Source organism: Deinococcus pimensis DSM 21231 (genome assembly GCF_000519345.1).
In the GTDB taxonomy this organism is placed as follows: Bacteria; Deinococcota; Deinococci; order Deinococcales; family Deinococcaceae; genus Deinococcus_A; species Deinococcus_A pimensis.
This window is the reverse complement of record NZ_KI912637.1, coordinates 45,387-71,040: the sequence shown is the minus strand read 5'-3', so window position 1 is coordinate 71,040 and position 25,654 is coordinate 45,387. Positions and strand designations below refer to the sequence as shown.

Here is a 25,654-nt window from a genome sequence, read left to right as displayed (position 1 = left end):
GGGGGGTGGCGCGCGACACGTCAGGCCCTGAGCCGCGCGGACACCTCGGCCTCGCGCTCCTCGCCCCAGCAGAGACGGACGACCCGCAACGCGGCGTCCACCGCGCCGAGCATCCCGGGGGACGTGATGAGCCCGCCCTCTTGCGAGAGGTCGTCGGTGACGACGCGGGCGGCGCCGTAGTCGGTGAGGGCGCCCTCCAGGTCGCGCGGGGCGGAGACGGTCATCCCGCCGACGAGGCCGGACTCCCCGAGGACGAGCACGCCCGCGCCGGTCGCGGCGATCATGGCGCCGCGCGCGTGCTGCGCCTTGAGGAAGGTCCGCACGAGCGGATCGCGGGCGGCCCGCATCGCGCCGGGACCGCCGGGCACGAAGACCGCGCCGGGCGGTTCCACGGCGGCGAACATCAGTTCGGGCGTCGTGACGAGGCCGCCCGCCGCGACGATGGACGCGCGGGAGCGCGCGACGGTGCGGGCCGTGCCCTCACCGCCCGCGAGGGAGAACACGGTGAGGGCCGCGCCGAGCTCCAGTTCCAGCACGCCGGGGAACACGACGACGGCGACGCTCGGAGTCAAGTAGGGTACCGCTCGACGCGGTAGGCGCGGCGCGCGACGGGCGGAGCCACCTCCCCTTCGTTCGCGACGGCCCGGACGGCCTCGTCGGGGAGCCGTTCGACCCGGCGGAGGTAGTCCAGGACGGTGTCCATCCGGTCGAAGCGGCGCGGGTGCGGGTCCTCTCCGCAGTAGAGGTCGATCCAGCGCATGGTCATGCGCTCAGTGTACGCCCACCCGGTGGCGGCGCGTTGTCCTTTCGGTGACAGGTGCCGTCCATGCGGAAGTTCACAGGTCGCGCAGGTCCTCCCAGAGCTGCCAGCCCAGGTCGGGCGGGCTGGCGTCCAGCCGGGGCGCGAGCGCCTCCGACAGGCGCTCGGCGTGCGCGTGCAGCGTGGCGTCGTCGGGGCGCTCGTCGTAGAGGCGCAGCGCGGTGAACTGGTAGAAGGTCTGGGTGGAGGTGAGCTGTCCGTTCTCGAAGAACGCGAAGGGCGGCGTGACCTCGTCGAGGAGGAGGTGCGCGTCCGCGAGCTCCTCGGGGATGAAGGCGCGCGCGTCGTACGTGGCCTCCCTGGGGTGCCAGACGTAGCCCTGCAGCAGGCGGACGGCGGCGCCCGGCGCCTGCGGCGTCACGCGCTTTCCGTGGGGGCGTGCGCGAACCACGCGGCGAGCTCCCGTTCGAACTCGGCGTGGCGCTCGTGGTGGTAGAGCAGTCCCCGGAAGCCCGCCGCGCGGGCCGCCACGATGTTCTCCTCGACGTCGTCGACGAACGCGACCGTCTCGCGCGGCACCTTCATGGCGTCCGCGAGCGCGTCGAAGGCTTGGGGCAGGGGTTTCTTGTGGCCGATCTCGTTGCTGAACACGAGCGCGTCGAAGCGCGCGAAGGCCGCGTCCTGCCGCAGGCGGTCGCTGACGACGGGGTAGTTGTTGCTCAGCAGGCCGACGCGCACGTCGAGCGGGAGGCGCGAGAGCAGCGCGTACATGGGTTCGTTGCGGGTGACGCTGCCGAGGTAGAGCGTCTCGAAGTCCTCGTAGGGGACGCCGACGAGGCCGAGCCTGCCGGAGAACTCGTCCCAGAAGGCGGGCAGGGTCCACTCGCCGACCTCGAGGTGGTGGACGAGGTCGAAGTAGTGCCGCCGCACCTCCTCCACCGGGAGGCCGTACCGCTCGGCGAGGCGGGCGGTGCTGCGGCCGTCGAAGGTGCCGACGGTGAACACGCCGCCCCAGTCGAAGGCGACGTGACGGCGGGAACGTTCGGGCTGGGTCATCTGGTCTCCTTGACGTCGTCGAGCAGCAGGCCGCGTCGGGTCCACGCGACGTAGTTCAGGGCGCGCAGGGCCTGCCAGGCGCGCTCCCAGTCGTTGAAGGTGACGAGCTTCGTGCCGCGTCCGTGCCGCAGGACCTCCGCGCGGTGCGCTCCGTGCAGTTCCAGGGCGCCCGCGCCGGGCAGGGCGCGCACGGCGACCTCCTCGCTGGGGGCGGGCACCAGCGGGTACTGGCCGCCCGTGGTGAGGACGGCGGCGAAGCCCGAGGCGCGGTCGCGCAGCAGCGTGAGGAGCTGCACGAAGGGAGGTTCGCTGACGGATTCGGGCGTCTCGCTCCAGCGCAGCGCGGCGGCGGTGTCCCCGTCGCCCGTGAGGGCCTGCTGGTGGCGCGCGCCGAGCTGGCCGGGCACGTAGTACACGCCGTGCTCGGCGTAACCGAGGCCCTGGAACTCTTCACGCAGGGCGCGCAGGCGGCGGGACTCCACGGCGGTGGCGCCCCACTCGCGCGGCGCCTGCGGTTCGAAGCGCAGGTCGGGCGGCAGCTGGGGGCCGCGGTAGGGCCGGTCCTGCATGCGGGCCTGCGAGAGGTCCGGCAGGAGTTTCTGCGCCGCGTCGGGTCCGAGCAGGCGGGTGAGTTCCTCGCTGGTGAGCGCCGCGAGGTTGAGGGAGGGCGCCACGACGCCGAGTATACCCCCGCGCGTGAGGCCGGACGAACGCGGCGTACACGCGGGGCCGCCCTATACTTCGGGCATGACTGCCGTGAACTCCTCAGAACCCCGTTACGCCGAGCTGACCGCGCAGATTGCGCGGCGTCTGCTCGACCACGACGGGCCCGTCGTGATCCTCTCGCACGTGGAGCCCGACGGCGACGCCATCGGAAGCTGCCTCGGCCTGCAGCGCGCGCTGCGTTCGCTCGGGAAGGACGCGACCACGTACATGGACGTGCCGCGCTACCTGCGCTTCGTGCCCGAACCCGGCGAGATCGAGCCGCGTCTGGCGTCGTGGCCCGAGAACGCCCTGCTGGTCGTGCTTGACGTGGACAACAACGACGTGCGCCGTGTGGACGGCGCGGACCTCTCCGCGTACGCGGGGGACGTGCTGAACGTGGATCATCACGGCACGAACCGCCGCGTGGCGACGCTGGGCCTCGTGGACCCCACGAAGGCCGCGACGGCCCTGATGGTGATGCACCTCGTGGACGCGCTGGGCGCGGCGTGGACGCCGGAGCTCGCGACGCCGGTGCTGCTGGGCATCAACACGGACACGGGCTCGTTCCGCTTCTCGAACACCTCGCCGGAGGTGCTGCGCGCCGCCGCCGACCTCGTGGAGCGCGGCGCGCGGCTCGCGTGGATGAACGAGATGCTGTCGCAGCAGCAGCCGTCGTACTACGCGCTGCTGCGCGAGGTGCTGTCCTCCATGGAGTTCCTGGAGGGCGGCCTGGTGGTCGTGGCGCGCGTGGACGAGGCGATGCTGGCGCGCGCGGGCGCCGCGTGGGAGGACGTGGAGTCGTACGTGAACGTCATCCGCGGCGCCGAGGGGACCGAGCTGGCCTGCCTGTTCAAGGACTTCGGGGACCGCACGAAGCTGTCGCTGCGCTCGCGGGGCCGCGTGAGCGCGCAGAACGTGGCGGTCGCGTGCGGCGGTGGCGGGCACGTGGCGGCGGCGGGCGCGACCGTGACGGCGCCCTACGCGGAGGCGCGGGCGCTGATGGAGCGCGCGACGCGGGCGGAGCTGGAGCGCGTCGGGCTGGTCTGAGCATGTCCACGTGAGAGGCCGGGAGGAGTTCCTCCCGGCCTCGGTTGGTGGTTCCGCGCTGCCCGCGTGGGCTTCAAATGCCCGCCAGGGCGCGCAGTTCGCGTTCGTTCTGGAGGGTGATGCAGCGGTAGGCGGGGACGAGCAGGCCGTCGTCGCGCATCTCGCCGATGAGCTTGCTGACGCTTTCACGGGTGGCGCCGGTGCCCTCGGCGATGAGTTCGTGGGTGGCGCGGACGAAGCGGCGGCCGTCGGTGTGGAGCCCGCCGAGCGAGGAGTCGGAGAGGTTGAGCAGGTAGCGGGCGATGCGTTCGCGCAGTTCGCCGTCCTGGATGTGGACGCCGTCGTTCATGACGCGCTGCAGCTGCTGGCTGAGGGAGCGCGTGACGGTCCAGAGGTCCTCGCCGCTGAGGTGCTGCGCGTAGATGGGCGCGATGACGGCCTCGGTCAGGGCGACGACCTGGTGGCTGCGGGCAATGCCGTGCAGGGCTTCCTCACCGAAGATGTCGCCGGGGACGATGTGACGGACCGTGAGGTTGCGGCCCTGGGGCGTGAGGCGGATGGCGCGGAGCAGGCCGCTCTCGAGGCGGTACAGGCTGGTGCTGGCGTCCCCGGTGTAGTAGAGGGTGTCGCCTCGACGCAGTGGACGTCCCTGGGTGTCGGTCGCGGTGGTGGTCGTGATCCCCGTGGCGTACAGAGTCATAGTCCTGCTCCTTTCGCTGCTGTGGCGGCGAGTTCCTGCTTGACACCTGGATTGTACAAGGTTTGTACAGTCCGCCGTGCGGTCGCTTACATCGCTCTGTACATCAGGATACGGTGTCAGCGTGAGATATGACCCCCTCAGGGCAGACCTTTCATGATTGGTTGAGCCGCTTTCGCGTGCAGTGCACAAGGTTTGTCGAGGCTTTGATGCACCTTTCACCTCACCCTCACGGGTCAGGCGAACACGTCCAGCCCCACCTCCACCGAGCGGGCGTGAGCCTCCACGGTCAGCGCGGGGTCACGGTTGTACCCGCCCGCCATGGTGCTCACCACCGGCACGCCCGCCGCTCGGCACCAGCCGTACACCCACGCGCTGCGCCGCTCCACGCCGTCGAGCGTCAGCGCGAACCGGCCAAAGCGGTCGCCCGCCAGCACGTCCACCCCCGCGAGGTACACCACGAGGTCGGGCCGGAAGGTCTCCAGCGCGGGCCGCACGCGACGGTCGAGCACCTCGAGGTACTCGTCGTCCGTCACGCCGTCCGGGAGGCCCACGTCGAGGTCGCTGACCTCCTTGCGGAAGGGGTAGTTGCGCTCCCCGTGGACGCTCAGGGTGAACGCGCGGGATTCGGCGCGCAGCAGGCTGGCCGTCCCGTTGCCCTGATGCACGTCGAGGTCGAGGATCAGCACGCGCCGCGCGAGCCCCTCGTGCAGGGCGTAACGCGCCGCGAGGGCCGCGTCGTTGAGCAGCGAGAAGCCCTCGGCGCGGTCGCGGAAGGCGTGGTGGGTGCCCCCGGCGAGGTTGATGCCCCACCCGTGCGTCCAAGCGTCGTCGAGCGCGGCGATGGTGCCGCCCGCCGCGCGGCGCGAGCGCTCCACCACCTCCGGGCTCCACGGCAGGCCGAAGTTGCGGACCTCCTCGCGGGTGACGTCCCCGAAGCGCCAGCGGCGCAGCCACGCGGGGTCGTGGACCTCCTCCGCGAGCGCCCAGTCCAGGCCGGGCGTGTCCACGACCGTGAGGCGATCACGCAGACGCTCCACGACGCCCGCGTACTTGTACTGCGGGAAGCGGTGCCCCTCGGGGAGGGGGAAGACGTACGCGGCGGGCGAGAACGCGCGGAGCGGGGGCATGCGAGGATTCTAGGCCCGCGCGCTCCCGGTGGGTCAGCCGTCCTCGCGGAGCACGCGCAGCAGGTAGAAGCCGACCACGTCGAACAGCACGACGGTGACGAGGTCGGTGACCCAGCGCGCGCTGCCCTGACCGATGCTCCAGATGATCGTGATGACACCGCCGACGTTGAGGAGCACCATCAGCGCGAGCAGCAGCTTCTCCATGGTGCCCTCACCGTAGCATGTTCATCAGCTCTTCATGTAAGTGGCCGTTGCTCGCCACGATCATCTCCGCGTACGGCGTCGCCTCCCCCGCGAGGTCCGTGACGCGCCCGCCCGCCTCCTCCACGATCACGCTGCCCGCCGCCGAGTCCCAGGGCTTCAGGCCGAACTCCCAGTACCCGTCGAGCCGTCCGCACGCCACGTAGCACAGGTCCAGCGCCGCCGCGCCCGGCCTGCGCACCGGCAGGCCACGCGAGAGCGCGCGGCGCAGCAGTTCCAGGTTGCGCGCGTCCTCCGAGACGTTGTACGGAAAGCCCGTCGCGAGCAGCGCGGGCTCCGCGAGCGCCCCACGCCCGGACACCCGCGCCGCACGCCCGTTGAGGAAGGCCCCGCCGCCTCTCGTGGCGGTGAAGAGCTCGTTCCTGTTCGGGTCGAACACCGCGCCCACCAGCCTCTCCCCTGCCCGCTGGAACCCGATGGACACGCAGCTCACCGGGAAGCCGTGCGCGTAGTTCACGGTGCCGTCCAGGGGATCGACGATCCACTCCTCCTCGGCGTCACCCGAGCGTCCGCCCTCCTCGCCGAGCACCGCGTGATGTGGGTAGGCCCCGGCGATCACCTCGCGGATCGCGGCCTCCGCGAGGGAATCCACCTCCGTCACGAGGTCGCCCGGCGCGGACTTGCTGCGCACCTCGAAGGCGCGGTCCTTGTGGTCGAGGTGCAGGCGGCCCGCCACGTGCGCCGCGCGGACCGCCACCTCCAGAAGTTCGGTCAGGTCGTTCATCCGCCCATCGTACGTCCCGCCACGCACGCGTTAGTCTTGGGGACGTGATCGACCGCTACATGACGAAGGACATGAAGGCCCTCTGGAGCGAGGCCAACCGTTACCGCGCGTGGCTGCGCGTCGAGCTCGCCGCGATGGACGCGCAGGCCGCGCTCGGCGAGGTGCCCCGCGAGGCGCACGACGACCTCGTCGCGCGCACCACGCACGACCCCCTCGACGAGGCCTTCGCCGCCCGCGTCGCCGAGATCGAGGAGGTCACCCGGCACGACATCGTCGCCTTCACGACCGCGCTGAGCGAACGCTACGGGGAGTACGCCCGCTTCGTCCACCACGGCCTCACCTCCACCGACGTCGTGGACACCGCGCAGAACCTGCTGCTCGACGAGGCGCTCGGGCTCGTCGCCGCCGACGTCAGCGCCCTGCGCGACGTGTGCCGCGAGCAGGCCGTGCGCTACCGCGACACGCCCACCATCGGACGCACGCACGGCATCCACGCCGAACCCATGACCTTCGGCCTGAAGTTCCTCAACTGGATGGCCACCCTCGACCGTGACCTGGAGCGCCTCGCCGCCGCCCGCGCGCGCGTGCGCGTCGTGATGCTCTCCGGCAGCGTCGGCACGTACGCGCACGTGAGCCCGCAGGTGGAGGAGCGCGTGGCGGCGTCGTGGGGCTGGCAGGCGGCGCCCGTCACGAACCAGACGCTCGCGCGCGACCGGCACGCGGAGGTCCTCGCGGCCCTCGCGATCCTCGGCACGACCCTGGAGAAGATCGCCGTGGAGATCCGTCACCTGCAGCGCACCGAGGTCCGCGAGGCGATGGAACCCTTCGGCAAGGGCCAGAAGGGCAGCAGCAGCATGCCGCACAAGAAGAACCCGATCCTCACGGAGAACGTCACGGGGCTCGCGAGGCTCCTGCGCGGCTTCCTCGTGACGGGCCTGGAGAACGTGGCCCTCTGGCACGAGCGCGACATCAGCCACTCCAGCGCGGAGCGCGTCATCCTGCCCGACGCGACCGCCGCCGCGAGCTACGCCACGCGCCGCCTCACGGGCGTCCTGCGCGACCTCGTGGTGTTCCCCCAGCGCATGATGGACAACCTCGACGGGCTCGGCGGGCTCGTGTTCAGCCAGCGGGTGCTGCACCAGCTCATCGATCACGGCCTCACGCGCGAGGACGCCTACGCGATCGTGCAGCGCGCCAGCCTGCGGTCCTGGGAGACGGGCGAGGGCCTGCGCGACCTGCTGCGCGCCGATCCCGAGATGCCCCTGGGCCCGGCGGAGCTCGACGCGGCCTTCGACCTGCAGTGGTACCTGCGCGAGATCGGGCACGTGTACGCCCGCTTCGGTCTCTGAGTCACGGCGCGGCGGCCCACCCCGGCGCGGGGTGGGCCGCCGCCCTCGTCTTGGGTACGCTGGGCTCATGCGCTCCATCCTCATCAAGATCGTCGTGAACGCCCTCGCCCTGTGGATCACGACGCTGGTGTACTCCGGCGTCCGCTTCGAGAACGGCGGCACCGCCTGGGACGCGCTCGTCGCGGGTCTCGTGCTGGGCATCGTGAACGCCCTCATCCGGCCCGTGCTGCTGCTGTTCTCGCTGCCCGCGACGATCCTGACGCTGGGTCTGTTCACCCTGGTGATCAACGGGGTGGTGCTGTGGATCGTCGCGTCCCTCACGAGCCTCGCCGTGTCGGGCTTCACGGGCGCGCTGGTGGGCGCGCTCGTCCTCGCGGTCGTGAGCTGGCTGCTCGACCTCGTGCTGCACCGCGTCGAGCGCCGAGCCGCCTGAGCGCGCCGGGCGCTTCCGGAAAGCTCACACAAGGGCGCGAACACCACGAGTAGACTGTCTTCACATGGAACTCATCGAGTCCCCGAGCGACCTGCGCGCCGCCCTTCGCGGCGCCGGATCGGTCGGCTTCGTCCCCACCATGGGCTACCTGCACGACGGCCACGCCAGCCTCGTCGCGCGCGCCCGCGCCGAGAACGACCGCGTCGTCGTCAGCGTCTTCGTCAACCCGTTGCAGTTCGGTCCCGGCGAGGACCTCGCCCGCTACCCCCGCGACCTCGACCGCGACCGCCGCGTCGCCGCGGGCGCGGGCGCGGACCTGCTGTTCGTCCCCCACCCGGAGGCGCTCTACCCGGCGGGCTTCGCCACCCGCGTGGAGGTCGGCGGGCCCAGCGAGGGCCTGGAGGGCGCCTCGCGGCCCGGTCACTTCTCGGGCGTCGCGACGGTCGTGCTCAAGCTCCTCAACCTCGTCTCGCCCACCCGGGCGTACTTCGGCGAGAAGGACTGGCAGCAGCTCGCCGTGGTGCGCCGCGTCGTCCGTGACCTGAACGTCCCCGTCGAGATCGTCGGGTGCCCCACCGTCAGGGAGGAGAGCGGCCTGGCGCGGTCGAGCCGCAACAGCTACCTCACGGGAGAGCAGCAGACGCGCGCGGCGGTCCTCGCCCGCGCCCTGCGCGCCGCGCAGGACGCGCACGCGCGCGGCGCGGGCCGCGCCGAGTCCATCCTCGGAGCGGCCCGCGAGGTCCTCGCGACGGAACGCGAGGTGCAGCTCGACTACCTCGCGCTCGTCGACGCGCTCGACCTCACGCCCCTCGACGCCGTCACCGATCCCGCGTCCGCGCGTCTGCTCGTGGCGGCCCGGCTGTTCGGCGTCCGCCTCATCGACAACATGCCCCTCGTCCCCGAGCCCCAGGGAGCCTCCGGCCTCCCGACCCGCCAACCAGGAGGAACCGCATGACCCTCGACGAACTGCTGCGCGCCATGGTCGCCAAACGGGTGTCCGACGTCCACCTGCAGGCCGGCAGTCCCCCCACGGGCCGCGTGGACGGCGTCCTGATCCCCTTCGGGGAGGGCGTCCTCATGCCCGCCGACACCGCCGCCCTCGCGCGCTCCCTGCTCAGCGCCGACCAGTGGGAGGACTTCGAGTACCGCAACGAGCTCGACTGCGCGTACTCCCTGCCGGGTGTGGGCCGCTTCCGCTGCAACGTGTTCCGGCAGCGCGGCGCGGTCGGCGTGGTGATGCGCGTCGTCGGGGACGTCATCCCGTCCTTCGAGGCGCTCGGCCTGCCCGTGGACGTCATGCAGCAGTTCGCGTCCACCGGGCGCGGCCTGATCCTCGTGACGGGCCCCACCGGCTCCGGCAAGTCCACCACGCTCGCGAGCATCGTGGATCACATCAACCGCAGCTACGCCCTCAACGTCATCACCATCGAGGATCCCATCGAGATCCTGCACAAGAACAAGCGCTCCATCGTGGTGCAGCGCGAGATCGGCAACGACACGCGCGACTTCCGCACCGCCCTGAAGTACGCGATGCGCCAGGATCCGGACGTCATCATGATCGGCGAGATGCGTGACCAGGAGACCGTGGAGGCGGCCCTCACGGCCGCGCAGACCGGTCACCTCGTCATGTCGACGCTGCACACGAACGACGCGGTGCGCAGCGTGAACCGCATCATCGACTTCTTCCAGCCGCACGAGCGCGACCAGATCCGCATCATGCTCGCCGACTCGCTCATCGGCATCGTCAGCCAGCGCCTGCTGCGCCGCTCGGACGGCACGGGCCGCGTCCTCGGGCACGAGCTGCTGATCAACACGCCGCTGATCAAGGACTACATCAAGGACGAGGACAAGACCCCGCTGATCAAGGACGCCCTCATCGAGGACAACATGCGCGGCATGCACACCTTCGATCAGCACCTCGTCGAGCTCTACCGCAAGCAGTTCATCACGCTCGACGAGGCGCTCGAACACGCCACCAGCCCGCACGAGGTCAGGCTGATGATCACCCGTCAGGGCGTCACGCTGTAGGAGCGGTCAGTCGTCAGCCGTCAGGAAAAGCAGGGGACGCCACGTGCGTCCCCGCTTTCGTGTCCTGATCCAAAGGGCAGGGGCGGGCACCGGAGTGCCCGCCCCTGCTGATCGCTGACGGCTGTCAGCTGACTGCTTTCCTTACACCAGTTCGATGAGCGCGATGGGCGCCGCGTCGCCGCGGCGGACGCCGACGCGCAGGACGCGCGTGTAGCCACCGGGACGCTCGGCGTACTTCGGAGCGATCTCCGTGAAGAGCTTGCTCACGACCTCGCGGTCCTGGATGTCGCGGAGGACGTTGCGGCGCGCGTGCAGCGTGTCCTCCTTGGCGGCGGTGATGATCTGTTCGACGAAGGGACGCAGTTCCTTGGCCTTGGCGACCGTGGTCTGGATGCGCCCTTCACGCAGCAGCGCCGTCGCCTGCGCGCGCGAAAGCGCGAGGCGGGAGCCGCTGTTGCGGCCGAGTTTACGGCCGGCCTTCCCGTGACGCATGAAGTTCTCCTTGCTTCTCTACGGGCGCGCGGGTCCTCCCGCGCGCCCGGGGTGTCTTAGTCTCGGAGGTTCAGCCCGAACTGCGCGAGCTGAGCCTTGATCTCGTCCAGCGAGCGCTCGCCGATCCCGGGGACCTTCTTGAGGTCACGGTCGGACAGGGCGCACAGGGCGTCCACGCTGTCGATGCCTTCCTCCTTGAGGGAGTGCAGCACGCGGGTCGTGAGGCCCAGGCCTTCCAGCGTGACCTTGGGGGCGTCGCTGGGCGGCGTGTAGCCGGGATCGATGGTGGTCGGGACGGAGGCGCCCGCGTTCCCGGCGCCCGTGCTGACCGGCTGATCCATCGCGGGCACCGTTTCCGGCGCGCGCTCCGTGATCGAGACGGTCTCGACGTTCCCGAAGACGCTCAGCTCGTCGCGGAGCAGGTCCACGGCGGAGTCGAGGGCGCTCTGGGGGTCGGTGCTGCCGTCCGTCCAGATCCGCAGGATGAGGCGGTCGAGGTCGGTCTGCTGGCCCACGCGGGTGTTCTCCACGTGGTAGGCCACGCGGCGGACGGGCGTGAACACGGCGTCCACGGGGATGGAGTTGATCCGGTCCTTGGTGGCGTGCTTGTCGGCGGGGACGTAGCCCTCGCCCTGCTCCACGCGCACTTCCATGACCAGACGACCGTCCTCGGCGAGGTTGGCGATCACGAGGTCGGGGTTGACGATCTCCGCGTCGCTGGGCACTTCAAAGTCCCCGGCGCGCACGACCTTCCCGCCCGCTTCACCCTGCGCCCGCAGCGTGAGCGTCTTCGGGCCGGGCGCGTGGAACTTCACTACCAGTTCCTTGAGGTTGAGGATGATCTTGATGACGTCCTCTTTGACCCCAGGGATGGTCGAGAACTCGTGCAGCACGTCCTCGATGTAGACGCTCGTGACGGCGGTCCCGGGAATCGAGGAAAGCAGAATCCGGCGCAGGGGGTTCCCGATCGTCACGCCGTAGCCGCGTTTGAGCGGCTCGAGCGTGAACTCGCCGTAATTCCCGTCGACGCGGGCCTTGAGCTGCGGTCGCTTGGTGTCCAACGCACACCTCTCTCAGTGTTTAGCGCGAGTAGAACTCGATGATGAAGTTTTCGTTGATGGGCAGGGCGAGGTCCTCGCGCGCGGGGAGGCGCACGAAGGTGCCGCTCATCGTCTCGGGGTTGAACGTCAGCCAGGGGCTGCCACGACGGCGCTTGGTCTGCTCGACGTTCTCGAGAACGAAGCCCATCGAACGGGCGGCCGGGGCGACGCTGATCTCGTCGCCGATGCGGACGCGGTAGCTGGCGACGTCCACGCGCTTGCCGTTCACGAGGATGTGCCCGTGACCGACGAACTGACGGGCCTGGCGGCGCGTGGCCGCGAGACCGAGGCGGAACACCACGTTGTCGAGGCGACGCTCGAGCAGCTGGAGGAACACGGTGCCGGTCACGCCGGGGACGTTGGCGGCCTCGTCGAACAGCTTGCGGAACTGCTTCTCGGCGACGCCGTAGAGACGCGCGAGCTTCTGCTTCTCACGCAGACGCACCTTGTAGTCGCTGGGGCGACCGGCACGGCGCTGGCCGTGCTGACCGGGTCCGTAGGGACGGCGGTCGAGGTACTTCTGCACCTTCTCCGTCTCGGCGAGGTTGATGCCCTCGCGACGGCTCAGCTTGGTAATGGAACCACGAAAACGACCCATTCTCAGTTACCTCAGGCCCGGTTCTTCTTGGCGGGGCGGCAGCCGTTGTGCGGCACGGGGGTGTCGTCCATGATGGACTTGACGTCGATGCCGCTGGCCTGGATGGCGCGGATCGCCTGCTCGCGGCCGGAACCCGTGCCACGCACGATCACGTCCACGATGCCCATGCCGAAGCTCTGGGCCTTCTTGACGGCGTCGGCCGCAGCGAGCTGCGCCGCGTACGGCGTGCCCTTCTTGCTGCCCTTGTAGCCGATGGTGCCGCCGCTCGACCACGCGACGCTGTTACCTTCGAGGTCGGTGATCGTGACGATGGTGTTGTTGTAAGACGCGTGGATGTAGGCGCGGCCCGCGGAGATGTTGCGGCGGACGCGGCGCGTCTTGCCCTTCTGCTGCTGCTTGGCCATTACTTCCTCGTCGCCTTCTTCTTGCCGGCCACGGTCTTGCGGGGACCTTTGCGGGTGCGGGCGTTGGTCTTGGTGCGCTGACCACGGACGGGCAGGCCGCGGCGGTGACGCAGGCCGCGGTACGCGCCGATGTCCATGAGGCGCTTGATGTTCTGGCCGATCTCGCTGCGCAGGTCGCCTTCGACCTTGTAGGTCTTCTCGACGGCCTCGCGGAGGGTGGCCTGCTCGGTCTCGGTGAGGGCCTTGACGCGGGTGTCGGGGTTGACGCCCGTGCGCTCCAGGATTTCCTTGGCGCGGGTCAGGCCGATGCCGTAGATGTACGTGAGCGCGATCTCGACGCGCTTCTCGCGGGGGAGGTCAACTCCAGCAATACGTGCCATCAGCTCACCCCTGCCGCTGCTTGTGCTTCACGTTCTCGCAAATCACGAGAACGCGACCGTGGCGACGAATGATCTTGCACTTGTCGCAGATCTTCTTGACACTGCTCCGAACTTTCATTCTTCCTCCTCGCGCCGCCGTTGCTCGCGGTGGGCCTCTCGACCCTGCTCCTCGGCTGAGCAGCGCTCGACCCCCCGGTTGGGGAATCTGTTGCTACGGGCCGTCATCCAGGGGATGAGGTGCCCGGAAGCACCATATGGGGTTGCTCGTGACGCCCTGCGTTTCACTCGCCTGCCCGGGCACCCGCGTGGCGGGCGTCCCGGGCGTTGGGCTTACTTGCGGTAGACAATTCGCCCGCGTGACGTGTCATAGGGCGAGATTTCGAGGACCACGCGGTCTCCGGGCAGGATTCGGATGTAGTGAATGCGCATCTTGCCGGAGATGTACGCCAGGAGTTCGTGACCGGTGTCGAGCTGCACCTTGAAGGTGGTGTTGGGCAGCGCCTCCAAAACGACGCCTTCCGCACGTACCGTGTCTGAGTCCTTGCGCTTGCTTTCCCGCTGCTCCCGAAAGTTTCGTTTCGCCACTCGGCCTCCAGGCTCGTCAAAGCCAAACGTTATGCTAACACGCCTGATGCGTTCAGGCAAGATTGGGTGAAGTTACTGCACCGACGCGACGATCCGACCGTACACGTCGTCCAGGACGCCGATCCCGTCGACGCGCCGCACGCGACCACCGTAGTAGTCGATGAGGGGCTGGGTCTGCTCACGGTAGACCCGCTGACGCTCGCGCGCCACGTGCTCGTTGTCGTCCGAACGGCCCGACGCCTGACCACGCTCCACGATGCGGCGGATCAGTTCCTCGTCCGGCACCTCGAGGAGCGGCACGCCCACGATGGGCGCCGCGAGCTCCTCGAGCAGCACGTCGAGCGCGCGGGCCTGCGCGACCGTGCGCGGAAAGCCGTCGAAGATGACGCGCACGCGCTCCATGCTGCTCAGGCGATCACGGATCAGCGCGATCAGGATGTCGTCCGGCACGAGCTGGCCGGCGTCCAGAATGGGCCTGACGCGCTCCCCGAGCTCCGTCCCGCGCGCCACGTGGTCACGCAGGATGTCGCCCGTGGAGATCTTGACGAGGTCGTGCTCCCGCGCGAGCCGCTCCGCCTGCGTGCCCTTCCCCGCCCCGGGAGGGCCGAGGAAGATCACGACGGCGCTGCGGCCTTCGCGCAGGCTCACAGACGACCCCGCAGGCGGCCCTTCGAGATGAAGCCGTCGTAGCGGCGCACCGTCAGCTGCGCCTCGAGCTGCTTGAGGGTGTCGAGCGCGACGCCCACCACGATCAGCAGGCTCGTGCCGGAGAACTGGAAGCTCTGGATGCCCGTGACGCTGCGCGTGATCTGCGGCGTGATCACGAGGATCGCGAGGAACAGCGCGCCCCACAAGGTGATGCGGCTGGAGATGAACCCCAGGTGCTCCGCCGTCGGGGCGCCCGGCCGGACACCCGGAATGAAGCCGCCCGCCTCGCGGAGGTTCTCCGCGACGCGCTTCGGGTCGAACTGCACGCTGTTGTACAGGTACGTGAACCCGAAGATCAGCAGCACCTCCAGCACGAGGCCGGTCGGCGTGCCCAGCGCGAGGTAACGCGAGATGAACGCCGCCACGTCGGGCGCGCGGTTCTGCAGGGTGGACTGCAGGATCTGCGGCAGGGTGAAGATCGCCGAGGCGAAGATCACCGGGATGACACCCGCCTGGTTCACCTTGATCGGCAGGTAGGTCTGCTGACCGCCCGTCGCGGCGCGACCCGCGACCTGCTTACGGGCGTACTGCACCGGCACGCGGCGTTCCGCCTGGTAGATGAACACGATGCCCGCGATCACCAGGAGGACGATCGCGATGAAACCGACGATGCCGAGCGCCGAGATGGCACCCTCGCGCGCGAGCTGCGCCGTCGCGCTGATCTCCGAGGGGAAGCGCGCCGCGATGCCCGCGAAGATGATGAGGCTGATGCCGTTGCCGATGCCGATCTCGCTGATGCGCTCACCGAGCCACATCGTGAACGCGATGCCGGCCACCTGCGTCAGCACCATGATCAGGATCGTCGCGAAGCCCGGATCGTAGCCGGGAGCGAGCGCCTGTGGCAGGCTGTTCACCACGTACAGCGAGAAGATCGTCGCCTGGACGGTACCGAGCGCGATCGCCGAGTAGCGCGTGTACTGGTTGATCTTCTTGCGGCCCTCCTCGCCTTCCTTGGAGAGCTTCTCCAGGGTCGGGACGGCCGTCGTGAGCAGCTGGATGACGATGCTCGCCGTGATGTAGGGCAGCACGCCGAGCGCGAAAATGCTGAACTGCTGAAGATTCCCGCCCGAGACCAGCCCGATAAGACCAAGGAGACCACTGTTCGTGGTCTCCCCCAGGCCCTGCGGGCTGATCCCGGGCGTCGGGATCGTGTTGCCGAGGCGGTAGATCGCCAGGAGCAGCACGGTGAACAGAATCTTCCGCTGCAGTTCGGGAATCCGGAACGCGTCGCGGAAGGCCCGGAGCATTTAGCCTTCCTTCTGCTCGTCGGTGCCCGCGACCGTGGGAAGGACGACCGAGCCGCCCGCCGCCTGGATCGCCTGCACGGCCTTCTCGCTGGCCGCGTCCACGTGCAGGGTGAGGGCCTGCTTGACCTCACCACGCCCGAGGAGCTTCACGGGACGGTCCTTGCGGCGCACGAAGCCCGCCTCGACGAGGGCCGTGCGGTCCACCGTCGCGCCCGGCTCGAAGATCTCGAGCTGCGCGAGGTTCACGATCTCGTAGACCGTGCCCACGTGGTTGAAGCCGCGCTTCGGCAGGCGGGAGATCAGGGTGCTGCGCCCGCCCTCGAAGAACTGGCCCTTGCCGGCGCCGCTGCGGGCCTTCTGGCCCTTGTGCCCGCGACCCGCCGTCTTGTCGGTGCCGCCGGGACCACGGCCGACGCGCTTGCGGTTCTTGCGCGAACCGGCGTGCGGCTTGAGTTCGTTGAGCTTCACTCCGACACCTCCAGCAGGTGCTTGATTTTCTCGACCATGCCGCGCTGCGCGGGCTGGTCGATGACCTCGATGCTGTCACCGATCTTCTTGAGACCGAGCGCCTTGGCGGTCGCGACCTGGTCCTTCTGGCGGCCGATCAGGCTGCGCTTGAGCGTGACCTTCACTGGTTTCCCTCCCTGAGGGCCTTCACCTGGCCCGCCGTCCGCAGGGACTTCAGCCCGTCGAACACGGCGTACGCCACGTTGATCTGGTTCCGGCTTCCGAGCTCCTTGGAGAGCATGTTGGTGATGCCGGCGAGTTCCGCGATGGAGCGGGGCACGGTGCCCGCGATGACGCCCGTACCGGGGCCCGCGGGCTTCAGGAGCACGCGGCTGGTGGTGCTCTGACCCACGATGTCGTGGGGGATCGTGCCGTTCTCGACGGGCACGGTGATCAGGTTCTTGCGGGCGATCGACTTCGCCTTCTCGATGGCCACGGGAACTTCCTTGGCCTTGCCGATGCCCATGCCGACGCGACCGTTGCGGTCGCCGATGATCACGAGGGCCGCGAAGCGGAACCGGCGCCCACCCTGGTAGGTCTTGGCGGTGCGGTTGATGGAGATCATCTTCTCCTCGAACTCGCTGTTCTCGCGCTCGCGGTCGTTACGACGGTTAAAAGTCAAGGCCACCCTCCCGCGCGGCGTCCGCCAGCGCCTTCACGCGACCGTGGTACTTGTAGGAGCCACGATCGAACACGACCTGCTTGACACCCTTGGCCAGCGCAGCCTCGGCGAGCGCGCGGCCGACGGCGGCGGCGCTGTCGGACTTGTTGCCCTCGGCGATCTTCTTGCCGCCGGCGGCCACGAGGGTCGTGCCGGAAGCGTCGTCGATGATCTGGGCGTAGATGTACTTGCTGCTGCGGTAGATGCTGAGGCGCGGACGACCGCCGGCGGCGGAGCGCACCTTGCTGCGGTTACGCAGCTTGCGGCGAAGCTCGGACATTACTTCTTCCCTTTCCCGCCGGTGGCGCCAGCCTTGCCGGGCTTGAGGGCGATCTTCTCACCGACGAAGCGCACACCCTTGCCGTGGTAGGCGTCGGGCTTGCGGACCTTGCGAAGGTTCGCGGCGACCTGACCGACGAGCTGCTTGTCGATGCCGGTCACGTCGATGCGGGTGGGCTCCGGCACGACGAAGCTCACGCCGGCGGGCGGGTCGAGCACGACGGGGTGGCTGTAGCCGATCGTCAGTTCGAGCACGCGGCCGTTGAGGCGGGCGCGGTAACCGACGCCCTTGAGCTCGAGGTTGATGGTGTAGCCGTCGCTGACGCCCTTGACGGCGTTCGCGATGAGGGTGCGGGTCAGGCCGTGCAGCGAGCGGTGCTCGGGACGGTCCGTGGGACGCGCGACGGTGATGTTGTTGTCTTCCTGCTTCACTTCGAGGGCAGGGTTGAAGGGAACCTGGAGTTCGCCCTTCGGGCCCTTGACCTTGAAGATGCCCTTCTCGATGGTGGCGGTGACGCCACTCGGGACGGCAATGGGTTGCTTACCGATGCGGGACATGTCGCCTCCTTACCAGACGATGCAGATGACTTCGCCACCGACGCCGGCCCGGCGGGCCTCGCGGTCGGCCATCAGGCCACGGGAAGTCGAGACGACGGCGAGGCCGAGGCCTTTGTGGATGCGGGGCAGGGTGTCGCGGCCGACGTACGCACGGCGACCGGGGCGCGAGACGCGCTCGATGTGCTTGATGACCTGCTCACGCTTGGGGCCGTACTTGAGACCGAGGCGCAGGACGTCGAACTTGGCGCCTTCGTCACGCACACGCTCGACGGACGCGATGTACCCCTCGTTCACGAGGAGCTTCGCGAGCTCCTCCTTGAACTTCGAGGCCGGCACGTCCACGCTGTCCTTGTAGACGCGCGTCGCGTTACGGATGCGCGTCAGCATATCGGCAATGGGATCGCTCAGCATTGCTTCCTCCGCACGGAACGTCCATCGTTCCGGCTGGGTGGGGAGATTCGCGTTCTCGCGGATCTCCCCCTGAGAGCTCTTGAGACTTCTCGTCTTGTAGGGAATCCCGTCGGACGATCACCACCGAATGCCGGTGGTTCGTATCCGGGGGCGCTTACCAGCTGCTCTTCTTGACGCCCGGCAGCTCGCCCTTGTGCACCTTTTCGCGCAGGACGATGCGGGAGACGCCGAAGAAGCGGATGTAGCCGCGGGGACGGCCGGTCAGTTCGCAGCGGTTGTGAAGACGCGTCGGGGACGCGTTGCGCGGAAGGGTCGCCAGGCCCTGGTAGTCACCGGCGGCCTTCATCGCCTCGCGCTTCGCCGCGTACTTCTCGACGAGCTGCTCGCGCTGCTTCTGACGGGCAATCTTGCTCTTCTTCGCCATGAGGCTCCTTTCTCTCCGTCAGGAGAGATTCTTACTTGCGGAAGGGGAAGCCGAGAGCGGCCAGAAGGGCGCGCGCTTCCTCGTCGGTCTTGGCGGTCGTCACGATCGTGACGTCCATGCCGCGAACAGCGTCCACCATATCATAGGTGATCTCCGGGAAGATCAGCTGCTCACGGACGCCGAGGTTGTAGTTGCCGCGGCCGTCGAAGCTGTTCGGGCTGATCCCGCGGAAGTCGCGGATGCGGGGCAGACCGACGTTGATCAGCTTGTCGAGGAAGGTGTACATGCGCTCCTTGCGCAGCGTGACCTTCACGCCGATCGGCATGCCCTGACGAAGCTTGAAGTTCGAGATGCTCTTCTTCGCCTTCGTGATGATGGGCTTCTGCAGGCTGATGAGGCTGAGCTCGCGCACGGCCTTGTCCATCGCCTTGCTGTCATCCTTCGCGGCGCCGACGCCCTGGTTGATGACGACCTTCTCGATGCGGGGCACCGCCATGATGCTGCTGTAGCCGAACTGCTGCATCAGCTGCTGGCGAACCTCGTCGGTGTACTTCTGCTTGAGTCCCATGGATTACCTCGGTTCGGGCGGTCGTGGTCGCCCAGGTCGTTTAGTCGACGACCTTGCCGCTCTTGACCGCGACGCGGACCTTCTTGCCGTCGACGATCTGCTTGCGGGTGCGGGTGGCCTTGCCGGTCTCGGGGTCGACGAGCGACACCTTGCTGGCCTGCAGCGCCGCCTCGCGCTCCTCGATGCCACCCTGGGGGTTGGTCGCGGAGGGCTTGACGTGCTTCTTGACGATGTTCACGCCTTCGACGACGACCTTCTGCTCGGCGGGCAGCGCGAGCACGACCTTGCCGGTCGCGCCCTTGTGCTTGCCGCGCGTCACGATGACGGTGTCACCCTTCTTGACGTGAAGCTTGGTGGGGCGCTTCGCCTGCTGCGCGTTCGCCATTAGAGCACCTCCGGGGCCAGCGAGATGATCTTCATGAAGCGGCGATCGCGAAGTTCGCGGGCGACCGGCCCGAAGACGCGCGTGCCGCGCGGCTCGCCCTGGTTGTTGATGATGACGGCGGCGTTGCGGTCGAAGCGGATGGTGCTGCCGTCGGCGCGCTGGATGTCCTTCGTGGTGCGGACCACGACGGCCTTGACGACGTCGCCGGCCTTGACGGTGCCGCGGGGCGCCGCTTCCTTCACGCTGGCGACGATGATGTCACCGACGTGGGCGTAGCGCTTGTTGCCGCCGCCGCCGGTCGTGAGGCCCTTGCCGCCGATGCCGCTGTTGAGGACGCGGATGCACATGAGCTCGCGGGCGCCGCTGTTGTCGGCGACGTCGAGTCGAGTCTGGGGCATGATCATGCCTGCTCACCTCCGAGGGGAGCGTCGGCGATGCCGCCCTCGATGCCTCGGGCGCGCTCGAGCAGACGCGTGACCTTCCAGGCCTTCGTCTTGCTGATCGGGCGGACCGAGAGAATCTCGACGCGGTCACCGATGCGGAACTGGTTGTCCTCGTCGTGGGCCGCGTACTTCTTGGAACGCGTCACGACCTTGCCGTAGAGGGGGTGCATGAAGCGACGCTCGACCTTGACGGACACCGTCTTGTCGGCCTTGTCGCTCACGACGACCCCGATGAGGGTCTTCTTGGGCATTACTGATCAGCCTCCTGGCGCTGCTTCTCCGTCTGGATGGTGAGCAGCTGGGCGATCTCGCGCTTGAGGGTACGGATCCGGGCGGGGTTGGCGAGCTGACCGACCGCACCCTGGAAGCGCAGCTCCATCAGTTCCTTCTTGCGGGCCGCGACTTCCTTGGCGAAGTCGCCGGCCTGCAGGTTACGCATTTCACTGGGCTTCATCGTAGACCTCGCGCTTGACCATCTTCGTCTTGATGGGCAGCTTGTGACCGGCGAGGCGGAAGGCTTCCTTGGCCTGCTCCTCGGTGACGCCGGACACCTCGAACATCACTCGGCCGGGCTTCACGACCGAGACCCAGTATTCTACCGCACCCTTACCCTTACCCATTCGGGTTTCGGCGGGCTTCTTGGTGATGGGCTTGTCGGGGAAGATCCGGATGTAGATCTTGCCGCCGCGGCGGAAGTGACGGCTCATGACGATACGGCACGCCTCGATCTGGTTGCTGCGGATCCAGGCGGGCTCCATCGCGACGAGACCGAAGTCGCCGAAGGCCACGTAGTCGCCGCCCTTGGCGTCGCCGGTCATGCGGCCACGGAACATCTTGCGGTACTTGGTGCGCTTGGGAAGAAGCATCACTCGCCTCCTGTACGGCGGCGCGCGCTGGGGCGGCGGCGGTTGGGGCGGTCACCCTCGCCCTGGCGGGGGCGATCCTGACGGGGCGGACGGACGACGGTCTCGGTCTTGCCACCGATGACCTCGCCGTTGAACACGAGCACCTTCACGCCGATGACACCGTAGGTGGTGCGGGCGAGGGCGGTGCCGTAGTCGAGGTCGGCGCGGAGGGTGTGCAGGGGCACACGGCCCTCGAGCACCTTCTCCGTGCGGGCCTGCTCGGCGCCACCGAGGCGGCCGGACAGGATGACCTTCACGCCACGCGCGCCGGACTCCATGACGCGCTGCGCGGCCTGCTTCATGGCGCGGCGGAAGGCGAAGCGGCGCTCGATCTGCTCCGCGACGCGCAGGGCCACGAGGGGCGCGCTGGTGTTGGGGTTGGGGATCTCGGCGACGTTCACGGCGACCGTCCCGGCCGACACGACGCGCTCGATGTCCTGGCGCAGGCGCTTGATGCTCTCGCCGCCCTTGCCGATCACGATGCCCGGCTTGGCCGCGCTGATGATCACGTTCACCTGCTGGCCCGCGCGCTCGATCTCGATGCGTGCGATCCCGGCGGCCTTGAGTTCCTTCTCGACGAGGTTGCGGATGCGCTCGTCCTCGAGCAGGAGCTTGCCGTAGTTCTTCTTGCTGGCGTACCAGCGGCTGTTCCAGCCCTTGGTGATGCCGAGGCGGAAGCCGGTGGGGTTGATCTTGTTACCCATTGCGCTCCTCCAGGATGATCGTGATGTGGCTCGAGCGCTTCTTGATGATGTCGCCACGGCCACGGGCACGCGGGAGGATGCGCTTGAGGGTCGGGCCCGCGTCGACGAACGCCTGCGCGACGTAGAGCCGGTCCTCGATCATGTCGTGGTTGTTGACGGCGTTGGCCTTGGCGCTCTTGAGCACCTTGGTGACCGGCTCGCTCGCCCCGCGGGGGATGAAGCGAAGGAGGTCCTCGGCGTCACGCACGTTCTTGCCGCGGATCACGTCGACCACAAGGCGGACCTTGCGGGGCGCGATGCGGATGTACTTGGCAATCGCTTTGGCCTGCATTACTTCTTCTTGCTCCCCTTGGCGTTCTTGTCCGCACCGTGCCCGCGGTAGTTGCGGGTGGGCGAGAACTCGCCGAGCTTGTGGCCGATCATCTGTTCGTTGACGAACACCGGCACGTGCTGCTTGCCGTTGTAGACCGCGATGGTGTGTCCGATCATCTCGGGCACGATCGTGGAGCGGCGGCTCCAGGTCTTGATGACGCGCTTGTCGTTACGGTCGTTGAGGGCGTCCACCTTCACGAGGAGGTGCTCGTCCACGAACGGGCCCTTTTTGAGGCTACGGGGCATGCGCTCCCTCCTTACTTCCCACCGCGGCGGGTGATGATGAACTTGTCGGAGACCTTGCGCTTCTTGCGGGTCTTGAAGCCCTTGGCGGGCTGGCCCCACGGGCTGACGGGGACGCGGCCGATACCGGTGCGGCCCTCACCACCACCGTGCGGGTGGTCGACGGGGTTCATCGCGCTGCCGCGCTGGTGCGGCTTGCGGCCGAGCCAGCGGCTGCGGCCGGCCTTGCCGAGAACGACGTTCTTGTGCTCGGCGTTGCCGACGCTGCCGATCGTCGCGTAGCACTCGGTGTGCACGCGGCGCAGCTCACCGCTGGGGAGGCGCAGGACGACGTAGTCGCCTTCCTTGCCCTGCAGCTGGATGCTGGTGCCGGCCGAGCGGGCGATCTGGGCGCCCTTGCCGGGCACGAGCTCCACGGCGTGGACGACCGCGCCGACGGGGATGAAGCGCAGGGGCAGCGCGTTGCCGACCTTGGGCTCCGCCTCGGGGCCGCTCACGACGGTCGCGCCGACGACGAGGCCTTCGGGCGCGAGGACGTAGCGCTTCTCGCCGTCCGCGTACGCCAGGAGGGCGATGCGGGCGCTGCGGTTGGGGTCGTACTCCACGGCGGTGACCTTCGCGGGCACGCCCGCCTTGTCACGGCGCTTGAAGTCGATGATGCGGTAGAGGCGCTTGTGGCCACCGCCGATGAAGCGGCTGGTGATGCGGCCACGGTTGTTACGACCACCGGACTTCGGGAGGGCCTCGGTGAGCGCCTTCTCGGGGCGCTTCTTGGTGAGTCCCGAGAAGTCGGCCGTGGTCATCTGACGCCGCGAGGGCGTGTAGGGACGGTACTTCTTCAGTGCCATGGTTCAGTTCTCCCTTAGACCAGACCCTCGAGGGCTTCGATCTTCTGGCCTTCGGCGAGCTGAACGATGGCCTTCTTGCGGTCCACGCGGTGGCCTTCGAACTTGCCGACGCGCTTGCGCTTCCCCTCGACGTTCATGGTGTTGACCTTGACGACGCGCACGCCGAAGGCCTGCTGGATGGCGTTCTTGATCTGCGTCTTGTTCGCCTTCGGGTCGACCCAGAAGGAGTAGGCGCCGCGCTCCATGCCCGCGTAGGCCTTCTCGGAAATGACCGGCGTCTTGATGATGTCGTAGAAGCTCATTCGGCCACCTCCTCGGACTGGGCGGGCTCCAGGACGTTCGCGTCGATGACGAGGCGGTCGTGGCGCAGGATGTCGTACACGTTGAGACCGGCGACGGGGAGCGCGGTGACCCACGGGAGGTTGCGCGCGCCGCGACGGGCGTTCTCGTCGTCGGTGATCAGGAGCACGCGCTCGCTGCCGTCGAGGCCGTTCTGGCCCGCCCAGCTCAGGAAGCTCTTGGTCTTGCCGTCGAGCGCCGCGTCACCGTTGGTGAAGCCGTCGACCGCGACGAGCTTGCCGGTGGCGTGACGGTCCGCGAGGGCCATCGCGAGGCCGAGCTGACGCACCTTCTTGGGAAGGGTGTAGCCGTAGCTGCGGGGCTTGGGGCCGAAGGCCACGCCGCCGCCCACGAAGATCGGGGCCGCGCGGTTGCCGTGACGGGCGTTGCCCGTGCCCTTCTGGCTGTACATCTTCTTGCTGGTGCGGCTCACCTCGGCGCGGGTCTTGGTGCTCGCGCTGCCCTGACGGCGCTTGGCGAGCTGCCACGTCACCACGTCGTGGAGGAGGCCGACGTTCACTTCAGGCAGATCGAGGTCGATGGTGCGACCACCGTTCTTGCCCACAACGTTGATCTGGGCCATTACTTGCCTCCCTTGACGGTCTGACGCAGCACCACGAGACTCCCGTTGTGGCCGGGGATGGCGCCCTTGACGAGGATGAGGTTCTCGTCGGCGCGAATCTCGACGACTTCGAGGTTCTGCACGGTGATGCGCTCGTTGCCCATGCGGCCCGCCATGCGCTTGCCCTTGTACACGCGGCCGGGCGTCTTGCGCTGGCCGATCGAGCCGGGGCGGCGGTGCCACTTCTTGGAACCGTGGCTGGCGGGACCGCCAGCGAAGTTCCAGCGCTTCATGACGCCCTGCGTGCCCTTACCCTTGCTGGTGCCGGTCACGTCGATCTTCTCGCCCTCGGCGAAGATGTCGACGGTGACGGCGTCGCCCTCGGGGGCGAAGCCACGGAACTCGCGGAGGTAGCGGACGCCGCTGGCGCCGAACTTCTTGAGGTGACCGAGCTCGGGCTTGTTGATGCGCTTCTCGGCCTTGGGAAGGTAGCCGACCTGCACGGCCTCGTAGCCGTCGGTGGCGATGGTCTTGCGCTGCACGACGGGGCAGGGCCCCGCGAGCACGACCGTCACGGGAACGGCCTTGTCGCCCTTCCAGATCTGGGTCATGCCGACCTTGGTGCCGAGGATGCCCTTCACGCGCGGCCCCCGACGGTCTTGATCTCGATGTCCACGCCCGTGGGCAGGTCGAGGGTCATGAGGCTGTCGATGGTCTTCTTCGTGGGGTTCTCGATGTCCACGAGGCGGTTGTGCGTGCGCAGCTCGAAGTGCTCGCGGCTGTCCTTGTGCTTGAACGGCCCGCGGAGCACGGTGAAGCGGCGGATGCGGGTGGGCAGCGGCACGGGACCGAAGACGGTCGCGCCGGTGCGGCGCACGGTGTCGACGATCTTGCTGGCGCTCTGGTCGAGGGCCTTGTGATCGAAGCCGCGCAGCTTGATGCGGATCTTGGGCGCGACCATTACTGGAGCACCTTGGTGACGACGCCGGCGCCGACGGTACGGCCACCCTCGCGGATGGCGAAGCGCAGGCCTTCCTCCATCGCGATCGGCTTGATCAGTTCCACCGTGAACGAGATGTTGTCCCCCGGCATCACCATCTCCACGCCCGCCGGAAGTTCCACCACGCCCGTCACGTCCGTCGTGCGGAAGTAGAACTGCGGACGGTACCCGCCGAAGAACGCGCTGTGACGGCCACCCTCGTCCTTCGAGAGCACGTACACGCTCGCCTCGAACTTGGTGTGCGGGGTGATGCTCCCGGGCTTGGCCAGCACCTGACCGCGTTCGATGTCGTCGCGGGCCACGCCGCGCAGCAGCACGCCCACGTTGTCGCCCGCCATGCCCTGGTCGAGCAGCTTGCGGTGCATTTCGATGCCCGTGACGATCGTCTTGCGGGTGTCCGACAGTCCGACGATTTCGACGTCGTCCTGGATCTTGACGATGCCGCGCTCCACGCGTCCGGTCGCGACGGTGCCGCGCCCGGTGATGGTGAAGACGTCCTCGACGGGCATCAGGAAGGGCTTGTCGGTGGCGCGTTCGGGGGTGGGGATGTATGCGTCGATCGCGTCGAGCAGTTCCCAGATCTTGTCCACCCAGGGGTTCTCGCCACGCTGGGTCTTGGGGTTGCCCTGCAGGGCTTCGAGGGCCTGCAGCGCGCTGCCGCGGATGATCGGCACGTCGTCACCGGGGAATTCGTAGCGGCCGAGCAGTTCGCGGACTTCCATCTCGACGAGTTCGAGGAGT

The 25,654-nt window shown here is 68.6% G+C and carries 45 protein-coding genes; 5 read left to right on the top strand and 40 right to left on the bottom strand.

The genetic code is table 11. The features are described 5' to 3' along the window. Window positions 1-20 precede the first annotated feature (20 nt). The 5 genes from DEIPI_RS0108990 to DEIPI_RS0108970 form a co-directional block, all read right to left on the bottom strand. Entirely contained in the window at window positions 21-572 is a 552-nt protein-coding gene (locus DEIPI_RS0108990) for a DJ-1/PfpI family protein (protein WP_027481568.1), read from the bottom strand. Continuing rightward, window positions 569-766 carry a hypothetical protein gene (locus DEIPI_RS0108985; protein ID WP_027481567.1) on the bottom strand — a complete coding sequence of 66 codons (198 nt, stop codon included), beginning with the start codon at window positions 764-766 and terminating at the stop codon, window positions 569-571. Before DEIPI_RS0108985 ends, DEIPI_RS0108990 begins: the two co-directional genes overlap by 4 nt. A gap of 70 nt (window positions 767-836) precedes the next feature. Beyond that, the gene (locus DEIPI_RS0108980) at window positions 837-1,181 is read right to left on the bottom strand and encodes a DUF3208 domain-containing protein (RefSeq protein WP_027481566.1); all 345 of its coding nucleotides are present in this window, start codon (window positions 1,179-1,181) and stop codon (window positions 837-839) included. Beyond that, entirely contained in the window at window positions 1,178-1,816 is a 639-nt protein-coding gene (locus DEIPI_RS0108975; protein WP_027481565.1) for an HAD family hydrolase, read from the bottom strand. The genes DEIPI_RS0108980 and DEIPI_RS0108975 overlap by 4 nt, the downstream gene beginning before the upstream one ends. Next, window positions 1,813-2,490 (bottom strand): hypothetical protein, encoded by a 678-nt coding sequence (locus tag DEIPI_RS0108970; RefSeq protein WP_027481564.1) that lies wholly within the window; start codon window positions 2,488-2,490, stop codon window positions 1,813-1,815. The genes DEIPI_RS0108975 and DEIPI_RS0108970 overlap by 4 nt, the downstream gene beginning before the upstream one ends. A 73-nt stretch (window positions 2,491-2,563) precedes the next feature. Between DEIPI_RS0108970 and DEIPI_RS0108965 the strand changes: the two genes are divergently transcribed. Continuing rightward, window positions 2,564-3,568: a DHH family phosphoesterase gene (locus tag DEIPI_RS0108965; RefSeq protein WP_027481563.1), complete on the top strand. Its 1,005-nt coding sequence runs from the start codon at window positions 2,564-2,566 to the stop codon at window positions 3,566-3,568. Window positions 3,569-3,641: 73 nt separating this feature from the next. Here DEIPI_RS0108965 and DEIPI_RS0108960 read toward each other — a convergent pair whose 3' ends face one another. From DEIPI_RS0108960 to DEIPI_RS0108945, 4 genes are all read right to left on the bottom strand, one after another. Beyond that, window positions 3,642-4,268, bottom strand: coding sequence for a cyclic nucleotide-binding domain-containing protein (locus DEIPI_RS0108960; RefSeq protein ID WP_027481562.1), 627 nt, complete (start codon window positions 4,266-4,268; stop codon window positions 3,642-3,644). A 233-nt stretch (window positions 4,269-4,501) separates the two neighbouring features. Beyond that, window positions 4,502-5,395, bottom strand: coding sequence for a histone deacetylase family protein (locus DEIPI_RS0108955; RefSeq protein WP_027481561.1), 894 nt, complete (start codon window positions 5,393-5,395; stop codon window positions 4,502-4,504). A 33-nt stretch (window positions 5,396-5,428) separates the two neighbouring features. Next, complete coding sequence (locus tag DEIPI_RS37585) at window positions 5,429-5,599, bottom strand: hypothetical protein (RefSeq protein ID WP_157463562.1); 171 nt, start codon at window positions 5,597-5,599, stop codon at window positions 5,429-5,431. 7 nt (window positions 5,600-5,606) lie between these two features. Further along, window positions 5,607-6,380 carry an inositol monophosphatase family protein gene (locus DEIPI_RS0108945; protein WP_027481560.1) on the bottom strand — a complete coding sequence of 258 codons (774 nt, stop codon included), beginning with the start codon at window positions 6,378-6,380 and terminating at the stop codon, window positions 5,607-5,609. Window positions 6,381-6,424: 44 nt separating this feature from the next. Between DEIPI_RS0108945 and purB the strand changes: the two genes are divergently transcribed. From purB to DEIPI_RS0108925, 4 genes are all read left to right on the top strand, one after another. After that, on the top strand, window positions 6,425-7,729 hold the full coding sequence (purB, locus tag DEIPI_RS0108940; RefSeq protein WP_027481559.1) for an adenylosuccinate lyase: 1,305 nt from the start codon (window positions 6,425-6,427) through the stop codon (window positions 7,727-7,729). Between the two features lie 67 nt (window positions 7,730-7,796). Continuing rightward, window positions 7,797-8,162, top strand: a complete 366-nt coding sequence (locus DEIPI_RS0108935) for a phage holin family protein (protein WP_027481558.1) — start codon at window positions 7,797-7,799, stop codon at window positions 8,160-8,162. 64 nt (window positions 8,163-8,226) lie between these two features. Further along, window positions 8,227-9,117: a pantoate--beta-alanine ligase gene (panC, locus tag DEIPI_RS0108930; RefSeq protein ID WP_027481557.1), complete on the top strand. Its 891-nt coding sequence runs from the start codon at window positions 8,227-8,229 to the stop codon at window positions 9,115-9,117. After that, window positions 9,114-10,190 (top strand): type IV pilus twitching motility protein PilT, encoded by a 1,077-nt coding sequence (locus DEIPI_RS0108925; protein WP_027481556.1) that lies wholly within the window; start codon window positions 9,114-9,116, stop codon window positions 10,188-10,190. Before panC ends, DEIPI_RS0108925 begins: the two co-directional genes overlap by 4 nt. Window positions 10,191-10,331: 141 nt before the next feature. Here the strand turns inward: DEIPI_RS0108925 and rplQ are convergent, their stop codons facing one another. The 31 genes from rplQ to DEIPI_RS29765 all read right to left on the bottom strand — a co-directional run. Continuing rightward, window positions 10,332-10,682, bottom strand: coding sequence for a 50S ribosomal protein L17 (rplQ, locus tag DEIPI_RS0108920; protein ID WP_027481555.1), 351 nt, complete (start codon window positions 10,680-10,682; stop codon window positions 10,332-10,334). A gap of 56 nt (window positions 10,683-10,738) precedes the next feature. Continuing rightward, window positions 10,739-11,743: a DNA-directed RNA polymerase subunit alpha gene (locus tag DEIPI_RS0108915; protein WP_027481554.1), complete on the bottom strand. Its 1,005-nt coding sequence runs from the start codon at window positions 11,741-11,743 to the stop codon at window positions 10,739-10,741. 19 nt (window positions 11,744-11,762) lie between these two features. Then, entirely contained in the window at window positions 11,763-12,380 is a 618-nt protein-coding gene (gene rpsD / locus DEIPI_RS0108910; protein ID WP_027481553.1) for a 30S ribosomal protein S4, read from the bottom strand. Window positions 12,381-12,391: 11 nt separating this feature from the next. Then, window positions 12,392-12,784: a 30S ribosomal protein S11 gene (gene rpsK / locus DEIPI_RS0108905; RefSeq protein ID WP_027481552.1), complete on the bottom strand. Its 393-nt coding sequence runs from the start codon at window positions 12,782-12,784 to the stop codon at window positions 12,392-12,394. Beyond that, the gene (rpsM, locus tag DEIPI_RS0108900; protein WP_027481551.1) at window positions 12,784-13,164 is read right to left on the bottom strand and encodes a 30S ribosomal protein S13; all 381 of its coding nucleotides are present in this window, start codon (window positions 13,162-13,164) and stop codon (window positions 12,784-12,786) included. Before rpsM ends, rpsK begins: the two co-directional genes overlap by 1 nt. A 4-nt stretch (window positions 13,165-13,168) precedes the next feature. Further along, window positions 13,169-13,282, bottom strand: coding sequence for a 50S ribosomal protein L36 (gene rpmJ, locus DEIPI_RS36515; RefSeq protein ID WP_084474111.1), 114 nt, complete (start codon window positions 13,280-13,282; stop codon window positions 13,169-13,171). 212 nt (window positions 13,283-13,494) lie between these two features. After that, window positions 13,495-13,749: a translation initiation factor IF-1 gene (gene infA / locus DEIPI_RS0108895; RefSeq protein ID WP_027481550.1), complete on the bottom strand. Its 255-nt coding sequence runs from the start codon at window positions 13,747-13,749 to the stop codon at window positions 13,495-13,497. A 72-nt stretch (window positions 13,750-13,821) separates the two neighbouring features. Next, window positions 13,822-14,391, bottom strand: coding sequence for an adenylate kinase (locus DEIPI_RS0108890; protein WP_027481549.1), 570 nt, complete (start codon window positions 14,389-14,391; stop codon window positions 13,822-13,824). A 2-nt stretch (window positions 14,392-14,393) separates the two neighbouring features. Next, entirely contained in the window at window positions 14,394-15,704 is a 1,311-nt protein-coding gene (gene secY, locus DEIPI_RS0108885; RefSeq protein WP_027481548.1) for a preprotein translocase subunit SecY, read from the bottom strand. Continuing rightward, the gene (gene rplO / locus DEIPI_RS0108880; protein ID WP_027481547.1) at window positions 15,705-16,172 is read right to left on the bottom strand and encodes a 50S ribosomal protein L15; all 468 of its coding nucleotides are present in this window, start codon (window positions 16,170-16,172) and stop codon (window positions 15,705-15,707) included. After that, window positions 16,169-16,336, bottom strand: coding sequence for a 50S ribosomal protein L30 (gene rpmD, locus DEIPI_RS0108875; protein ID WP_027481546.1), 168 nt, complete (start codon window positions 16,334-16,336; stop codon window positions 16,169-16,171). Before rpmD ends, rplO begins: the two co-directional genes overlap by 4 nt. Next, a complete protein-coding gene (gene rpsE, locus DEIPI_RS0108870) occupies window positions 16,333-16,833 on the bottom strand; it encodes a 30S ribosomal protein S5 (protein WP_027481545.1) in 501 nt (166 codons plus the stop codon). Before rpsE ends, rpmD begins: the two co-directional genes overlap by 4 nt. Next, the gene (gene rplR / locus DEIPI_RS0108865; RefSeq protein WP_027481544.1) at window positions 16,823-17,152 is read right to left on the bottom strand and encodes a 50S ribosomal protein L18; all 330 of its coding nucleotides are present in this window, start codon (window positions 17,150-17,152) and stop codon (window positions 16,823-16,825) included. The genes rpsE and rplR overlap by 11 nt, the downstream gene beginning before the upstream one ends. Next, on the bottom strand, window positions 17,152-17,709 hold the full coding sequence (gene rplF, locus DEIPI_RS0108860) for a 50S ribosomal protein L6 (protein ID WP_027481543.1): 558 nt from the start codon (window positions 17,707-17,709) through the stop codon (window positions 17,152-17,154). The genes rplR and rplF overlap by 1 nt, the downstream gene beginning before the upstream one ends. 9 nt (window positions 17,710-17,718) lie before the next feature. Next, the gene (gene rpsH, locus DEIPI_RS0108855; protein WP_027481542.1) at window positions 17,719-18,120 is read right to left on the bottom strand and encodes a 30S ribosomal protein S8; all 402 of its coding nucleotides are present in this window, start codon (window positions 18,118-18,120) and stop codon (window positions 17,719-17,721) included. Between the two features lie 154 nt (window positions 18,121-18,274). Further along, window positions 18,275-18,544, bottom strand: coding sequence for a 30S ribosomal protein S14 (gene rpsN / locus DEIPI_RS0108850; RefSeq protein ID WP_027481541.1), 270 nt, complete (start codon window positions 18,542-18,544; stop codon window positions 18,275-18,277). 31 nt (window positions 18,545-18,575) lie between these two features. Then, window positions 18,576-19,112, bottom strand: a complete 537-nt coding sequence (gene rplE / locus DEIPI_RS0108845; RefSeq protein ID WP_027481540.1) for a 50S ribosomal protein L5 — start codon at window positions 19,110-19,112, stop codon at window positions 18,576-18,578. Window positions 19,113-19,152: 40 nt separating this feature from the next. Next, window positions 19,153-19,497: a 50S ribosomal protein L24 gene (gene rplX / locus DEIPI_RS0108840; RefSeq protein WP_027481539.1), complete on the bottom strand. Its 345-nt coding sequence runs from the start codon at window positions 19,495-19,497 to the stop codon at window positions 19,153-19,155. Further along, entirely contained in the window at window positions 19,497-19,901 is a 405-nt protein-coding gene (gene rplN / locus DEIPI_RS0108835) for a 50S ribosomal protein L14 (protein ID WP_027481538.1), read from the bottom strand. The genes rplX and rplN overlap by 1 nt, the downstream gene beginning before the upstream one ends. Then, entirely contained in the window at window positions 19,898-20,191 is a 294-nt protein-coding gene (rpsQ, locus tag DEIPI_RS0108830; RefSeq protein WP_027481537.1) for a 30S ribosomal protein S17, read from the bottom strand. The genes rplN and rpsQ overlap by 4 nt, the downstream gene beginning before the upstream one ends. After that, complete coding sequence (gene rpmC / locus DEIPI_RS0108825; protein WP_027481536.1) at window positions 20,191-20,394, bottom strand: 50S ribosomal protein L29; 204 nt, start codon at window positions 20,392-20,394, stop codon at window positions 20,191-20,193. Before rpmC ends, rpsQ begins: the two co-directional genes overlap by 1 nt. Next, a complete protein-coding gene (gene rplP / locus DEIPI_RS0108820) occupies window positions 20,381-20,806 on the bottom strand; it encodes a 50S ribosomal protein L16 (RefSeq protein ID WP_027481535.1) in 426 nt (141 codons plus the stop codon). Before rplP ends, rpmC begins: the two co-directional genes overlap by 14 nt. Next, on the bottom strand, window positions 20,806-21,549 hold the full coding sequence (rpsC, locus tag DEIPI_RS0108815) for a 30S ribosomal protein S3 (RefSeq protein WP_027481534.1): 744 nt from the start codon (window positions 21,547-21,549) through the stop codon (window positions 20,806-20,808). Before rpsC ends, rplP begins: the two co-directional genes overlap by 1 nt. Next, window positions 21,542-21,880 (bottom strand): 50S ribosomal protein L22, encoded by a 339-nt coding sequence (rplV, locus tag DEIPI_RS0108810; protein WP_027481533.1) that lies wholly within the window; start codon window positions 21,878-21,880, stop codon window positions 21,542-21,544. Before rplV ends, rpsC begins: the two co-directional genes overlap by 8 nt. Further along, a complete protein-coding gene (gene rpsS, locus DEIPI_RS0108805; protein ID WP_027481532.1) occupies window positions 21,880-22,167 on the bottom strand; it encodes a 30S ribosomal protein S19 in 288 nt (95 codons plus the stop codon). The genes rplV and rpsS overlap by 1 nt, the downstream gene beginning before the upstream one ends. An 11-nt stretch (window positions 22,168-22,178) precedes the next feature. Then, window positions 22,179-23,012, bottom strand: coding sequence for a 50S ribosomal protein L2 (gene rplB, locus DEIPI_RS0108800; protein ID WP_027481531.1), 834 nt, complete (start codon window positions 23,010-23,012; stop codon window positions 22,179-22,181). A 14-nt stretch (window positions 23,013-23,026) separates the two neighbouring features. Continuing rightward, window positions 23,027-23,314, bottom strand: a complete 288-nt coding sequence (locus DEIPI_RS0108795) for a 50S ribosomal protein L23 (RefSeq protein WP_027481530.1) — start codon at window positions 23,312-23,314, stop codon at window positions 23,027-23,029. Beyond that, window positions 23,311-23,934 carry a 50S ribosomal protein L4 gene (gene rplD / locus DEIPI_RS0108790; RefSeq protein ID WP_027481529.1) on the bottom strand — a complete coding sequence of 208 codons (624 nt, stop codon included), beginning with the start codon at window positions 23,932-23,934 and terminating at the stop codon, window positions 23,311-23,313. The genes DEIPI_RS0108795 and rplD overlap by 4 nt, the downstream gene beginning before the upstream one ends. Then, complete coding sequence (gene rplC, locus DEIPI_RS0108785; protein WP_027481528.1) at window positions 23,934-24,554, bottom strand: 50S ribosomal protein L3; 621 nt, start codon at window positions 24,552-24,554, stop codon at window positions 23,934-23,936. The genes rplD and rplC overlap by 1 nt, the downstream gene beginning before the upstream one ends. Beyond that, a complete protein-coding gene (gene rpsJ / locus DEIPI_RS0108780; RefSeq protein WP_027481527.1) occupies window positions 24,551-24,874 on the bottom strand; it encodes a 30S ribosomal protein S10 in 324 nt (107 codons plus the stop codon). Before rpsJ ends, rplC begins: the two co-directional genes overlap by 4 nt. Next, window positions 24,874-25,654, bottom strand: a 781-nt coding sequence (locus tag DEIPI_RS29765) for an EF-Tu C-terminal domain-related protein (RefSeq protein WP_045233959.1), incomplete at its 5' end; no start/stop codon positions are given. The genes rpsJ and DEIPI_RS29765, both read right to left, overlap by 1 nt.